The 14,338-nt window shown below is 66.7% G+C and carries 13 protein-coding genes; 3 read left to right on the forward strand and 10 right to left on the reverse strand.

Translation table 11 applies throughout. From position 1 onward, the window contains the following. Nucleotides 1-422 (reverse strand): SSI family serine proteinase inhibitor (locus Ssi02_RS25130; RefSeq protein WP_204029902.1); only part of this gene is annotated, 422 nt, incomplete at its 3' end. Between the two features lie 240 nt (nt 423-662). Here Ssi02_RS25130 and Ssi02_RS25135 point away from each other — a divergent pair. Further along, complete coding sequence (locus Ssi02_RS25135) at nt 663-1,481, forward strand: enoyl-CoA hydratase-related protein (RefSeq protein ID WP_204029905.1); 819 nt, start codon at nt 663-665, stop codon at nt 1,479-1,481. Nucleotides 1,482-1,673: 192 nt separating this feature from the next. Here Ssi02_RS25135 and Ssi02_RS25140 read toward each other — a convergent pair whose 3' ends face one another. The 5 genes from Ssi02_RS25140 to Ssi02_RS39425 form a co-directional block, all read right to left on the reverse strand. Further along, on the reverse strand, nt 1,674-3,155 hold the full coding sequence (locus Ssi02_RS25140; RefSeq protein WP_204029907.1) for a peptidoglycan-binding domain-containing protein: 1,482 nt from the start codon (nt 3,153-3,155) through the stop codon (nt 1,674-1,676). Between the two features lie 14 nt (nt 3,156-3,169). Then, nucleotides 3,170-3,655: a hypothetical protein gene (locus Ssi02_RS25145; RefSeq protein WP_204029909.1), complete on the reverse strand. Its 486-nt coding sequence runs from the start codon at nt 3,653-3,655 to the stop codon at nt 3,170-3,172. 220 nt (nt 3,656-3,875) lie between these two features. After that, a complete protein-coding gene (locus Ssi02_RS25150; protein ID WP_204029911.1) occupies nt 3,876-4,556 on the reverse strand; it encodes a response regulator in 681 nt (226 codons plus the stop codon). Beyond that, a complete protein-coding gene (locus tag Ssi02_RS25155) occupies nt 4,553-5,083 on the reverse strand; it encodes a hypothetical protein (protein WP_204029914.1) in 531 nt (176 codons plus the stop codon). Before Ssi02_RS25155 ends, Ssi02_RS25150 begins: the two co-directional genes overlap by 4 nt. Nucleotides 5,084-5,169: 86 nt before the next feature. After that, complete coding sequence (locus Ssi02_RS39425; protein WP_204029916.1) at nt 5,170-8,037, reverse strand: helix-turn-helix transcriptional regulator; 2,868 nt, start codon at nt 8,035-8,037, stop codon at nt 5,170-5,172. A 580-nt stretch (nt 8,038-8,617) separates the two neighbouring features. Here Ssi02_RS39425 and Ssi02_RS25165 point away from each other — a divergent pair. Continuing rightward, nucleotides 8,618-9,451, forward strand: coding sequence for an SAM-dependent methyltransferase (locus Ssi02_RS25165; RefSeq protein ID WP_204029918.1), 834 nt, complete (start codon nt 8,618-8,620; stop codon nt 9,449-9,451). Here Ssi02_RS25165 and Ssi02_RS25170 read toward each other — a convergent pair. The 4 genes from Ssi02_RS25170 to Ssi02_RS25185 all read right to left on the reverse strand — a co-directional run bounded on the left by Ssi02_RS25170 (nt 9,421) and on the right by Ssi02_RS25185 (nt 12,570). Further along, nucleotides 9,421-9,627 carry a hypothetical protein gene (locus Ssi02_RS25170; RefSeq protein WP_204029920.1) on the reverse strand — a complete coding sequence of 69 codons (207 nt, stop codon included), beginning with the start codon at nt 9,625-9,627 and terminating at the stop codon, nt 9,421-9,423. The genes Ssi02_RS25165 and Ssi02_RS25170 overlap by 31 nt on opposite strands. Nucleotides 9,628-9,706: 79 nt before the next feature. Next, the gene (locus tag Ssi02_RS25175; RefSeq protein WP_204029921.1) at nt 9,707-10,582 is read right to left on the reverse strand and encodes a hypothetical protein; all 876 of its coding nucleotides are present in this window, start codon (nt 10,580-10,582) and stop codon (nt 9,707-9,709) included. A gap of 167 nt (nt 10,583-10,749) precedes the next feature. Then, complete coding sequence (locus Ssi02_RS25180) at nt 10,750-11,202, reverse strand: NUDIX domain-containing protein (RefSeq protein WP_204029923.1); 453 nt, start codon at nt 11,200-11,202, stop codon at nt 10,750-10,752. A 567-nt stretch (nt 11,203-11,769) separates the two neighbouring features. Next, a complete protein-coding gene (locus Ssi02_RS25185) occupies nt 11,770-12,570 on the reverse strand; it encodes an ABC transporter ATP-binding protein (RefSeq protein ID WP_204029925.1) in 801 nt (266 codons plus the stop codon). A 194-nt stretch (nt 12,571-12,764) separates the two neighbouring features. Between Ssi02_RS25185 and Ssi02_RS25190 the strand changes: the two genes are divergently transcribed. Further along, entirely contained in the window at nt 12,765-14,336 is a 1,572-nt protein-coding gene (locus tag Ssi02_RS25190) for an ABC transporter substrate-binding protein (protein WP_204029927.1), read from the forward strand. Nucleotides 14,337-14,338 lie beyond the last annotated feature (2 nt).

The raw sequence follows: 14,338 nt of genomic DNA on the forward strand, positions 1-14,338 counted from the left end.
AAGGCGAAGACCGCTCCAAGGGTCTTGATCATTTCGCAGCGGTTGCCGAAGATCTTCTCGTAGGACACCGGCCTGCCGCGCCATTGGCCCGTCAGACGCGCGGTGTTGGGGATGTATTCGGTGGTGCACATAGCGTTGGGATCGACGTTGAGGGCCGCCGCGTTGCCGTTCACGCTGCGGAGCAGATCGCAGGCGGATTTGGCGGTCGGATGGGTGCCCGCGTCGGGGTCGCAGGTGAGCGTGACGCCTCTCGGCGCGGGTCCGGGGATGCTGGGGGCGTTCAAGGTCTGCACGGTGATGGACAGTTGGAGCACCGTCCCCGCCCCCTTGCCCGGCGGGGTCTCGTCCGACGCCGAGACCGGGGATGCCGCGGTCAGTGCGGCGCAGGCCAGCAGGGTGATCGTAAACATCCTCATGGACATGGGATTCCCCATGTCGGTCCGGTGGGAGGTCAAGGACGGGTCAGGTTTGGGGGTTCCCCTCGTTGTCGCCGGAATTCTCTCTCCCGCACCCATTCCTGGAATGTCTATAGCTCGAAAAATCAGCCGTGAACTCGCCGATCGAGCGAATTTTAAGCACAAGATCTACCTCAGCTGGGACCGTGTGTTGCGCGTAATGTCGTGAGCGTCATGTGCTCCGACGACGGCACTGGAAGGACCCACATGGGCGACGCGACTCCGGCAAGTCCTGAAGAGCCGGTTCTGGTGAGAGTCGAGCGGTCGGTCGCGGTGATCACGCTCAACCGCCCACGTGTGCTCAACGCCGTCAACAGACCCATGGCGCACGGATACGCGAAAGCCCTGCGCGCCGCCGACGCAGATCCCCGGGTGCGCGGCATCGTGGTGACCGGTGCCGGCCGGGGGTTCTGCTCGGGTGCGGACATGGCTGTGTTCAACGGGACACCCGATGAGATGCGGTCGTTCATGGTGCCGAGGGAGGAGATGCCACACCACGCGCTGCGGTTGAGCAAACCGGTCGTCGCCGCGGTGAACGGACCGGTCGCGGGCATCGGATTCGCCTACATGATGGGAAGCGACATTCGCTTCGCCGCCAAAGGCGCGACCATGTCGACCGTCTTTCCCCGGCTCGGGCTCGTCGCGGAATATGGCCTCTCGTGGCTCCTGCCCCGCCTGATCGGAGGGGCACGCGCCATGGAGCTGTTGCTCTCCGGCCGCACGATCGAGGCGGAGGAGGCGTTGCGCATCGGCCTTGTGCACCGCGTCTCCGAACCTGGCGAGGTGTTGTCCGACGCCCTCGATTACACCGCCGACCTCGTCGCGAACTGCGCACCCTCGTCGCTCGCCGTCATCAAAGAGCAGGTCTACGCCGACCTGGAAAGGCCCTTCGAGGCGGCGTTGGACGACGCGATCAGCCGCATGAACGCCTCCTTCGGCAACCCCGACCTGGCCGAGGCCATCGCGGCCCGGAAGGAGAAGCGCCCCCCGGCCTTCGCCGACCCGAAACCCACCTCGCAGGCATAGGGTGAAGCACACACGCGGGGTCCGCCGTTGTACGGCTCTGCCGTACAGCCAGGCCACGGTGTCGTCACCGTGCATTACACGGCTGTGCCGTACAGCCAGGCCACCGTGCATACACGGCTCTGCCGTACAGCTGCGCATTTGCCAGGCGGCCTGTCTGCCGAACAGCCGATCGGGTCAAACTCCGAATGCCGGTCACAGGGCCTGGGGGCCGGTGGGGCCGACCTGCCAATGCATGTGGGAATGGTGGGCCTCGCGGCCGTTGGGGCTGCCGGGCTGGGAGTCGGGGTGGTCCGGCGTCATGATGCGGCTGCTTTCGCCGATGGCGCTGGACAGACCCACCTGGCCGGGGCCATCGGTGATGTCCTGATATTCGCCGGCCACCCAGGCGTAGAGGTCGGCGAAGAAATCGCGGGCCAGCGGATCGACGCCGGGAAGGTCCGCCAGGCGATATCTGATTTTCCCCGACCCGGGTGGCCAGTCGGGGCGGCGTGCCGTGCTGGGATCGTGCAAGTCGGGGACGCTGCGGTTCTTCCAGTCGTTGAACACCGTGAGATGGAACGGCAGGCCGTCAGCCGGATTCCGGCCGACGGCGCCGACGAAATCGGTGGCGCGGCCGTTGCCGTGGCAATCGGCCCTCCGCCTGTCACCGCTGATCCCCGCATGGTGCACCTCGGTCACCCCCCACTTCGTCGAGAGGTGTACGGCGAAGCGCACCAGACCGACGACATGTCGAATGTCCAGGTGTTCAAGCGGCGTGGCGACCGGGCGATAGGAGGGCAGCCGCTTGTCGCCGAACGCCGTGGCCTTGAACGTCACCCCCGCCACGGTGGCCGGAACGGCGAACATGCCCTTCGGATCGGGGATGCGTGCCATGGGAGAGGGGGTCAACGTGATGCGCCCGGAAAGCGCGTGGTCGGCCGCCTCCGCCAGCGCCGATGTCTTGCTCAAATCGCGCACCGACGTGGAGGCACTGGGCGCCACCTCGGTCAACGCCCTGGTCAGCAGGTGGGCCAGCGCCGTGCCGGGGTGAATCGCCGACGGCCACAAGGCACCGTCGGCCAAGGCGTGGGCGAGTTCCGTCTGGCCGGCGTCGGCGTGGATGACAGCCAGTTCGCCGAGTGCCGCGGCCAGGCGCGGAGTGGACCGCACGCCGCGGCCGTGAAGCAGATGGGTGGCGGCGTCGACCAGGTTGCGGGCCAGCGTTTCCGGAATCGGCACGCCCGAGGTGATGAGCCGTGTGCCGCCGGAGCCGTCGGCGCCGACGACGGTCGCCGCCATCGTGTGCGCGAGCACCATGTTGACCAGGCGTTCGTCGGTGCCGCGCAAATCGACGCTCGGGCCGTTGGCGGCGGGTGGACACGGTCCGGGAATCTGGTCCCTGGCCGTGCATTCCTCGTCGAGAGCAGCCATAGTGCGGGAGCCGACGACACCGTCCACGGAACCGTCCGGCCCTTTGATGTCGCGCCGGGTTTTGTAGCCGAGGACCGCCGCCGTCGTCTCCCGCCCGTATCGGCCGTCTGCGCCGCCGGCCGACAGCGGCTCACCGAGGTCGATCAGCGCCTGCTGCACCAGGGCCACGAATTCACCGGCGACGCCCGGCGTCAGCCGCGCGTCCGCGTCGCCCGCCAGGCAGCGTTCCAACCGGTCGACACCCGCGAACCTCGCACTCGTCAATGGGCATGGCACGGTCAATCGACCCGGTATTTGATGTAGTAGTAGGAGCTCTCGTCATCCGACTTGGCGAGTTTGACCAGCTCACCCCCGCCTCTTTCGGCTTCGAAAATGGTGATGGAGCCGAGGTGGTCGTCGCCGGAGCCGATGTCGTGGTCCCACAGCGAGAGGTTTTGCGTGTGGGAGACGGGGATGCACAGTCCCGGTGCGACGGACTGGTCGGCCCGCATGTCCACGGTGGTATACCCGGGGGGCCAGATCGAGTGGTCGAGCTTCCCGGAGGTGTCGGCGGTGAGATAGAGATCGTCGGGATCGTCGTGGGCGCTGTCCATCGCTCTGGCGACACCGGGCAACCCCTTCACGAAGTCCGCCAGGGACCGCTCGCCGATCTCCTCGAGAAAGAACGCGGGGATGATGTCGCAGAGGGCCTGATTGACATCCGAGTCGGCACCGGTGCCCTGGCGGAGACACCAGATGGTTTCGATCGTCGCGGTCGCGGTCATCGCTCCTCCCCGAAGACTCGCCGAACCAGTGCTCGCCGAACCAGTGCTCGCCGAAGACAGTGCTCGCCCAAAACAGTGCTCGCCCAAAACAGTGCTCGCCGAAAGCGGCGCTCGCCGAAAACAGCGGCGAACAGGCCGGAGAACTTAAAATTCGACGCTACGCCGCTGCTGCGGGAAAACGATGAGCACCCCTCCAAGCCCGGCTACATCTTCTTTTGCCTCAGGAGGTGTGGGGCCGGTGTTCCCCCGGTGTCACCAGGCCCACCTCATAAGCGGTGATCACGGCCTGGGCGCGGTCACGCACCCCCAGTTTGGCGAAGATGTCGCTCACCCGGTTCTTCACCGTCGACAGGGAAAGTCCGACCTCGTCGGCGATCTGCTGATTGGACAGGCCACGGGCGATCAAGGTGAGCACCGTCCGCTCGCGGTCGCTGAGCGCCGGCAGCGTGCCGGGCAGCTTAATGGGCGGCTCCGGGCGTGCGGGCCGCACAAACGTGCCGATGAGCCCGACCAGCAGCCGAGGGGCTACTACCGCCTCCCCCCGGTGGACGATCTTGATGCCTTCGACCAGTTCCTCGGGTGAGGCGTCCTTCGGCAGGAAGCCCGAGGCTCCGGCCCGGAGCGCGGACACCACATATTCCTCCAGGTCGAAGGTGCTCAACACCAGCACTTTCGTGTCCGGCAGTTCGGCGGTGATCCGTTTGGTGGCCTCGACGCCGTCCACGCCGGGCATGTGCAGGTCCATCAGCACGACGTGGGGGCGCAATGCGTGGCTCTGCCGTACGGCGTCCTCACCGTCTGCCGCCTCCCCGACGGCGGTCAGGCCCGGCTCGGTGTCGAGCAGCATGCGCAGGCCCGCGCGGACCAGCACGTGGTCGTCCACCAGTAGAACTTCGATCACGTCTTCTCCAGCAGCGGAATATGGGCGTGTACGGCAAAGCCTTCGTCGGCGATCTGCTGCTCACGCCGGGTCGTCAGCTCCCGCCGCAGACTGATGATGTGCCCGGTGGCCACCGCCAGTGCCAGATTGAGCGCGGTGATCACCATCGCAGCCTGCCCGGGGTCACCGAACGTGGCCGCATGCGTGCTCAGGCCTATCACGATCGAGAGCACGGTCATCACGACCGAGGTAAGGGTCGACGTATAGCGGCCGACGCTGTAGAGGGCGACGAACAACGGGCCCACGGCGGTGTCCGAGTGCTCCATGGCCATGCCTGCCGTGTCGAACACGCCGATCACCACAAGCACCACGACCGGATGCCGCCGCCGCAGCGGCAGCATCGCCGACGAGAGCAGCGCGACCAGCGCGACGGACGCCGGCACGTTGACAGCCTGGAGGCCCCCCAATTCGGTCCAGAGCATCACCAACGCCAGCGCGGTGTCCTGCACGAGAGGCCGCTTCGCCGTCGTCAGCAGTCTCTTGAACATCCGGATGCCCCCAGCAACACGGCTCCCCCAGCGAGCGCCCAGCAGTATGTCCCCCAAAGGACCATATGAGCGCACCCGGATCCTCGCTAGTGCAAGAGCCCCGACCTGCGGGCGACGGCGGCGGCCTCGCCTCGGGACGAGGCATGAAGTTTGGCAAGGATGTTGGAGACGTGCACGCTCACCGTCTTCGCGGAGATGAAGAGTTCCGCGGCGATGGCACGGTTGCTCATGCCGTTCGCCACGAGGCGGAGAACCTCCCTTTCGCGGCCGGTCAGGGCGTGGGCGTGCGTGCTCAACTCGTCGATCGTGGTGTGCAGCGGGCCGGCACGCAGGGTGGCCGCGATGTCGGCGGCACGGCGCAGACACGCGGCGGCTCGGACGCGGTCGCCCGTTGCGAGGAGATGAGTGGCGAAACGGGTGAGGGTATCGGCCAAGTGGTGAGGTTCGCGGGCCTCTTCCCAGGCGGTGACGGCCCGCTCCCAGACCGGGAGGTCCGCAGGGCCGGCGAGAGCGGTGACGGTGGCGCTCCTGGCCAGTTGGAAGGGGCCGGCGGCGGGCAGGTTCCCGGCGGTCGCCATGAGGTCGGCGTGCAGGGCGAGGACCTGCGGGGCGGGGGCACTCGCCACCGCGGCGTGTGCGCACGCCCGCATTCCCGAATAGAGGAGAGGCCACAGGTGCAGAGGATTGGCCAGTGGGCGGAAGGCGTTGAGCGCGTCATGCGCGGCGGTGAGAGCGGCGGAATGATCGCCCGCAGCGAGATGCCGGTCGACCGTCACGCGGGCGAGGCTGATCCGGCCGAACCGGTCCAGCCGTACGGTGGCCAGCAGATCGGTGACCTCGTCCATAAGCGCAGTGGCCCGGTCGTGTTCACCGCGCCGCACGGCGATGTCGGCGAGGATGAGCAGCATTTCGCCGCGGTAAGGGGAGCGGTGGCCAGGGTGGAAATACCGTTCGGCGATCGCCGGGACCTCGTCCCACCGCCCCAGCGCGAGATGGGCCTCGGCCAGGTTGACGGCGATGACCAGAGCGGAGGTGTGCAGATGGCCGAGCCGGACGGCGAGGGCGAGCCCCTCACGGGAGTGTTCCATCGACTCCTCATACCTCGCCTGCAAAGAGAGATCGCCGGCGTGGTTGATATACGTCCGCAGAATCCGCTCTGCCGAACGGCCTCGCTCGGCCATCAAGCGCGATTCCCGGTTGGCGCGTAGAGCGGCCACGTGGTTTCCCCGCAGGGTTTCCCGGATGGCGATGGCGGTGAAGACGTCGGATTCCGCGGACCGGTCGCCATATTCCCTGGCCAGCCCGGCGGCCTCCCCGATCATCCGCTGGGCGGCTTCTTTGTCGCCCGTCATCAGGAGTTCGCCGCCGAGCCGCGCGAGAATCGACGCGCGCACGGGGCCGGGTGACGGCACGAGTTTCTCCGCCGCCACGATGTCGTCGAGCATGCCGGGCACACCTCGCATCGTGCGCAGGCGGGCGCGGCTTATCAGCGCGAGCGCTCGCCGCTCCGGCTCGGACTCCCCGTCGAGTATGGCGAGAGCCTCCTCGATGTGCGCCAGCCCGGTGTCCAGCTCCCCGCAGGCGAACGCGCTCTCCACGGCGAGTTCGAGCACCGCCGTGCGGTCGACACCGGTCCGCTCGGCGGCGTCCGGCACACGGTGCCACAGGTCAAGCACCATTTCCAGCATGTGCAGGCTCTCGCCGTACGCCGCGGCGGCAGCCGCCTCGCTCGCCGCCGCCCAGGCGGCGGGCAGGGCGCGCTCGTCGCCGTGGGCGCGTGACCAGTGGGTGGCGAGTTCGGCCATGGGCCGGGGGCCGGTGCTGAGGCGGGAGTCGCTTTCCAGGTGTTCGGCGTAGGTTCGGTGGAGGGCGCGGAGTTCCGCCGGGAGCAGGTCGTGGCGGACGGCTTCGCGGATGAGGGCGTGGCGGAACGCGTAGCCGTCGCCGTCGGGCACGAGGACATGGGTGGCCACGGCCTGCCGTACGACCTCCGACAGCTCCGGGTCGCGGAGTCCCGTGACCGCCGCGAGCAGGGTGTGGCCGACGCGGTCGCCGGCGACCGCCGCCGTGCGGAGGGTTCGCCGGGTGACCTCGGGCAACCGGTCGAGGTTGGCGAGCAGCAGGTCGCGCAGGGAGGCCGGCAGGTCGGGCGGCGGGGTGCCGTCGGGGCCGACCATGGCCTCCACGAACAGCGGGATGCCGGCGCTGCGGCTGTGCACGAGCGCGGTGACCGCCGGGTCCGGGGAACGGCCGAGTATGCCGGAGAGTTGCGTGTGCACCTCGGCGGGCGTGAGCCGGGACAACTCGATGCGGCCCGCCGTCGCGATCCGGGTGAGCGCGGCGAGGATGCGGCGCATGGGATGGGTGCGGTGGAGTTCGTCCGAGCGGTAGGTCACCACGAGCATCACGGGCACCCGCCGCAGGTTGCGGGTGAGGAAGCTCAGCAGGTCGCGGGTGGAGTGGTCGGCCCAGTGGGCGTCCTCGATGACCAGGACGAGGGGTTGCCGGGCCGCGATGCGCTCCAGCAGGGCCAGCAGGTGCTCGAACAGCCGGGCGCGGGCGGTGTCCGAATCACGCGTCTCCGGCTCTTCTCCGAGTTCGGGGAGGATCCTGGCGAGATCGTGTGTGGCGTGCGGCGGGAGGAGATCGGTGAGGTGCTCGCGGGGGTAGTCGCGGAAATGTTCCCGCAGCGCGGCCGTGAAAGGCGCGTACGGCAGACCGGTCGAGCCGAGCTCCAGACAGGCGCCTTTCAGGATGAGTACGGCGCCGCCGGGATTGTCGTCGTGTATCCGGGTGGCGAACTCCTCGATGAGGCGGGACTTGCCCACCCCGGCCTCTCCTCCGAGAAGCACCAGCTCAGGGCTGTTGTCGTGGATGCGGGCGAAAGCGGCGAGGAGTGCGGTGAGCTCGGCGTCGCGGCCGGCGAAGACGGGGCTGACCGTGCTCGGCCTCATGGGTACATCATCACATTTGTCGGTCTGATGGTGCCTACCGCCACTCCGGGGCGGGAGGGCCGGATGCGGAAGGGTATCCGTGAGGTGGGTGAATATTCGTAAGCTCGCGGTTTTTTCGTCACGCATCAGGTGGTCTTAATAGGCCTGGCTCTATTGAACACTGGTTCGATCGAGGCGGGCTCCGAATGTGAAGGTGTCGAGAAGTTGAATGTTGTACGACATATGCCGCCCGATATGCATGCCGGCTTTCAGGAAAGTCCGAGCCCTCCCCGATCCGCGCTCGCCGTGCCAGGTCAGAGGGGAGGCTCCCCATCCTGCGGACACAAGTTTCAAAACCTCACCCAAGGTGACCGCGCAAATGTGATGCGATTCCAAGCTCGCAAGAACGCCGGGAATTCTTCCCCAACCGACTGCTAAGTCCGATTTTTAGAATCAGCATAGATCACACAACCCTATTGCCACCTGTAACCTGTCGGTTACCCACTCGGCAGCCCCGGCCCACAAAGTCCTCACTGCTTCACGCCACCCCATGTGAAAGCGCCGCCGATGACCTCCCACCGCCCCCAGAACGGAGGCCCCCATGACCGGCACCCCTCCCACTCCTCCCTCAGGTAGCGAGTTCGATCCCACCAAACCAGACATAGCCCGCACATATCGGGCGCTCCAGCAGTGGGGAAAAAGGGATGCGTTGCCGGCGGATCGACATGCGGCGGCTGAGTTGATGCGGAAGATCCCCGGCGCCGACCAGGTGATGCAGGAGAACAAAGCGGTTCTCGTACGGATGACCCGCTTCGCCGTCCGCCGGGGCCACACGCAGTTCGTGGACATCGGGGCGGGCACCCCGGCCACCTACGACGCTCGCTTGCCGGAGTTGCCCAATCTGATGGAGGTCGCCGCGGACATCCGCCCGGAGCGGCGCTGGGTCTCGGTGGATGTGAATCCGGTGGTCCTTGCCCACTTACGGGTGCTGGACCGGGACGGGGTGTCGACCCTGGAGGGCGACGTCCGCGATCTGGAAGGCATCTTCAACGACATCGAAGGCCAGAACCTGCTCGACCTGGGCAAGCCGGTGGTGGTCGTGCTCGGCGCGGTGATCCACTTTATCGACGATCATGAGGCCGCCAAGGTCGTGCCATACCTCATGCGGCGTCTCAGCCCAGGAAGCATGGTGTTGTTCACCCACGTCACCAGCACCGGGAGAGATCCCCAAATGGTCGCCGCGGGCAAAGCCGCATACGAAGCCCTGGTCGCACCCATCTGGGTCCGCAGCCAGGAGGAGATCGCCGTGCTGCTCGACGGGTTGACGCTGCATCCGCCGGGTCTGGTGCGCACAATCGCCTGGGATCCGGACGAGACCACCGATCTCGCCAGCACCGAGGCGCCTCATTTCCTGGCCGCCGCCGGAGACTTCTGAAGACCTGTCGTACGGCAGGCCGTGTTGTACGCGGCCTGCCGTACCCCAAACGTGTCAGGCATGAAGACCAGCCTGCCGACACTGTCGTCGGCGGCCACACGCACGACGGCCTTGGCGACGTCGTCGAAGCAGAGGCGTTCGCTGACCAGCGGCTTGAGGCTGCCGCAGGGGGCCATGGCGCTCAGTTCCCGGTGGTCCGCGAGGACCGGCCGCCCATCACGATCAGTCTGTGTCCGTTCGCAAAGGAACTCAGCTTCAAATGTTCACCGAGTTTCCCGGTTCTTCTCCCCGATAGGACGCCGCGCGGAACATTGCCGTGAAAGCCCCTGTTCCGTGCCGCTGATCGAGCCAGCCGGAAAGGCTCGCGAGCGAACCGCTGACCATGGCTCGGACGATAAGGGTATGCAGGTCTTCAGCCGCACCTCTTCCGATCTCGCGGAGAAACGCGGTGTACCGGCTGCCTACGTCGCGTGCGTATGACCCCATGCTTGCCAAGTACGCGTCCGCCACAGTGCCCTGCGCGAGTCTGGACCGGACTTTGGGGTCGTGCAGGGTTGTGAGGTCAGAAAAGGACAGACGGTCGGTCGCATCCCGGAAGGCGTACAAATCCGGCCCATCTTTCGGTGCGACGATGCCACCCCGCTTAGCTGCTTGACGGGTTATGCGCTTGGCCTCCCGATCTGTTGCACCTTCCATGACAATCCCAAGGTTGCGGGTAGAACGTGTGCCATCCGCATCGGGAGCCGAGTAGGTGCGGCCGTCCAGGGTACGAGCGTTGATTCCGTATCGGCTCCGAACGATCTTCGTACCCCACAACCGATATTGCCGGTAAGTGCCGTAGTGCAGGCAGTCATGCGCGTAGGAGCGAAAAAGATCGAGTGCGACCAGATCCGGCGAGGTCGCCGAATCGGCGCTGAGGTCACCATATCGAGTGATGATCGCGCCCATTTGCAGGTGACGGTCACCCTGATTGGGATAGTGGAAGCCGCCCCACCCCTCCGACGACGACCGCACCCCGACCCAGACGCGATCGGTGGGCAGCACATCGCCGAGTCCAAGAGCCGCGTAGCGGCCCGCTAAGAGATCGACGCCGCAGGCGACGATCTCGGGCAGTCGCTCCGAAGCATCCAAGCTCAGCACCCACGGCAGGAGTGACACGGTGAGTTCGGGATGGGTTCTGTCTAGAGCCGCTGTGGCACGCAGACTCGCGAGCCGCTCATAAACGGCTGCCTGTTCTGTCGCGCTGCCCCTCACATGCTCGTTTGGGGCGAGCAGTGCCAGGGCACCCGGCAGGGTGACTAATCGCTCTTGCCGAGGATCAAAAGTCGATGCGACTCCTGTACACCTTCGGGAAGGTCGCTTGGTGCGAACCACCTAGCCTCCAGGATTTCAAAAGAATCCGTTTTGACCGTGCCGCCGATGAACGTGGCCTCATAGGCCACCTCCAAGCGCAGCTTGTAGCCGCTTTTGAGATTTGCAAGGTCGCCTACCTTGACGTTCAGGCCGGTCTCTTCATGCACTTCGCGAACGATAGTGTCCTCGAACCTCTCGCCCTTTATCGCGTATCCAGTCGGGAGCCCCCACGGCCGGTCCTCCGGCCACAGACGATGCCGAAGGAGGAGCACTCGCCCTTCCTCATCCCGCACGATCCCGGTAACCCCCACCATGAACTTCGCGTGCGAGATCCACAGCACCCGCCACTGAATCGGCCCTCGAATGAGCCGCCACATCATTGCAATGAGCTTTTTCACGGTGGTCCCCTTGCGATCCGATTGCCTCTGTCACGCCGACTTCCAGGTCTGAAGCCGGGCAACGGCGTAGATACGGCAATCATGGTCCGCGCCTGTGCGCATGTCCCGCATCACCGTGCCCTACATCACGTGCTCCCGCAATCGGAACGGCACAGATGACTACCTCGGCGTCATCGATGCAGCCACTGGGAAGGAGATAATCCGGGCTGTGATTAAACAAGCTCGCTGACCAGCAGGTCAACCTCATCCACATTCGGATACGCGGTTCTCGGCAGCACACGCGCACATGCGCCCGGGCCGCCGAAGCCGAGATGTCGCTATCCGGTAGAACGAGAGTGCTTAAAAGTAATAAATAGTGGCAGCCCGGCGGCGTCGCGAGCGGCTCTAGGCTGAACTGAGATAGTTGTGCCGGATCGCGGGGGTGTTTCGCAAGGAGATTACCGCCTATGCCGGAGTGGCTCGCTCAGGATGACCTAGGTGGGGAACGCCTCCGCTGCCGCCCATACGGCAGATGTCGCAATGACGCTGACTATCGCGGAGCCCGGTGACCTAGCGTCCTGCGGCGCCTCAAGCGTGGGCCGACCACCGCCCGTTCCGGCGGGCGATACGCACCGGGTGGTCGAAACACTCACTCACCCGGTCCGTCGTCAGCACGTCGTCCACCGGCCCGGAATAGAGGTTGTGCCCGTCGCGGAGAAGGAGGGCGTGCGTGGTGCTGGCCGGCAGCTCCTCCAGGTGGTGGGTCACCAGCACAGTCGCGAGCGACGGGTGTTCGCCGCGCAGGGTGTCGAGGCTGGTGAGGAGGATTTCACGGGCGGCCAGGTCGAGTCCTGTGGCCGGTTCGTCGAGAAGCAGGAGCCGGGGCTCAGGCATGAGAGCCCGCGCGATAAGGGCGCGGCCGCGTTCCCCCTGGGAGAGGGTGGGCCAGCGTGCCTCCCGCCTGGCCTTCATGCCGAGCAGGTCGATGAGGCGATCCGCCCGTTCCTCCTGCTCGGGGGTGGGGGCCCAGCGGGGAACCATTTCGGTGGTGTTGGTCAGCCCGGTGAGCACGACATCGCGCACCTGCAGAGGCGATTCGAGGGGATGGCGGGGGTTGATGTGGCCAAGGTAGCTGCGCAGTTCGCGCACGTCGACGCGGCCCAGCCGCCGCCCCAGCACCTCGACGGTGCCCCGGGTGGGGTGGGTGACGGCCCCGAGCAGGCTGAGCAGCGTGGTCTTGCCCGCGCCGTTGGGGCCGATCAACGCCCAGTGTTCGCCCCGCTCGACGATCAGGGAGATCGATTGAAGCAGATGCCGGCCGTCACGAACGATCGCTGCGTCCGCGACGTTGAGCACCGGACCACTGTCCGAGGGCCGCGAGATAACCATCTCGTGATTCTGCCGCATATGGGGGAGTGCACTTAACGAGAGCCAGGGGAGAGTCCGTACGGCGGAACCGCTGTGATCGGCGATTGTGCCGGAGGACTAGGCAGGGACCTCGGGTTTTGGCTGCGAGGTCAGTGAACGCGGGCCGTACGGCTTCTAGCGTCCGACTATTCCCGCTCCCTCCCCGAGGTGGTCTTGTGACTTCGTCCACCCTCAGGGCCGCCTTGGCCGCCCTGCTCCTCCTGCCCGTAGCGGCCTGCGCCGGATCCACAACGCAGAAGGGCTCGGCCGGCGGCACCGCCCGCGACACGCTGCGCTGGGCATCGGAGGGCTCAGCCAACAACCTCGACATCGCCCACGGGTTCAACGGTGCCTCCACGCTGATCCAGGCCGCGGTGCTCGACACCATGGTGGCCTTGGACAAACAGGGTGCGCCGGCGCCTCGCCTGGCCGAGTCGTGGACGCGGCCCGACCCCAAGACCTACCTGTTCAAGCTGCGCCAGGGGGTGAAGTTCAGCGACGGCACCCCGCTGACCGCCGACGACGCGGCCTTCTCGCTGGCCAGGCACCTCGACCCGGTCGTGGCCTCGCAGGCGGCGGCCTACTTCACCTCGGTGAAGTCCGTCGAGCCGGTCGGCGCCGACCAGGTCAAGGTCACGATGAAGAAGCCGAACTCGGCGTTCCTCGCGCTGGCCGCCATCGCCTGGCAGGTCACACCGCGCAAACTCGCCGAAGCCCACCCCAAGGACCTCGGCAGTCCCGAGGTCGGCACGATCGGCACCGGCGCCTTCAAGGTGGACAAGTTCTCCATCACCTCCGGCATCGAACTCTCCCGGAACCCCCACCACTGGGGTGAGAAGCCCGCACTGAGCAAGGTCGAGATCAAGAACATCAGCGACCCGGAGACGCTGCGCCTCGCCCTCCAGTCCGGCGAGATGGACGCCACGCGCGATGTCAGCCCGCGCGAGGCCCGCAAGTGGAAGGGCATGGCGGGGGTGAAGCCGACGTTCTTCCCCGGCAACAACATCGCCTACCTGTCCCTGGCCGTCGGCAACGGCCCGCTGAAGGACGTGCACGTGCGGCGGGCCATCGCCCACGCCGTCAACCGCAAGGCCATCGCGGACCTGATGACCCAGGGCAACGGGCAGCCCGCCGCCGTGGTGATGCCGCCACCGCAGGTCAGCGCGGTGTACGGCACCGCCGTACCGGCCTTCAAGGAATATCCGTACGACATCGCCGCGGCCAAGGCCGAGCTGGCCAAGTCCGCGCACGCAGGCGGCTTCGAGATGAAGGTCGCCTACGGGTCGACCGGCGACAGCGGCACCGTGATGCAGGCCGTCGCCGCCGACCTGGCGAAGATCGGCATCAAGCTCACGCTGGAGCCCATGCCCGCCGACAAGTACATGAACAAGATGATGGAACACGACGGGCTCACCGTGCAGTTCCACGAACTCGCCTACGGCACCCCGGACCCGGGTGAGCTCCTGCCGGACATGGTGGGCAGCGTCGCCGCCAAGCCGCAGGGCTTCAACTTCTCCGGCTACAGCTCCCCCGAGCTCGACGCCAAGTTGGAGGATCTCGCCGCCTCGGCCACCGACGAGGAGAAGAGGAAGCACGTCACCGACATGCTCAACGACCTCGCCGAGCAGGTGCCCTACATCCCGCTTTATGCGACCAACAATGGCTTCGCGCTGAACGAGAAGTTCACCGCCGAAGTCCACACCTGGACGGAGAACATCTTCGCCGCCGTCCGGCCCGCCGGGAGTTGACG

Source organism: Sinosporangium siamense, from assembly GCF_016863435.1.
GTDB classification, from domain to species: domain Bacteria; phylum Actinomycetota; class Actinomycetes; order Streptosporangiales; family Streptosporangiaceae; genus Sinosporangium; species Sinosporangium siamense.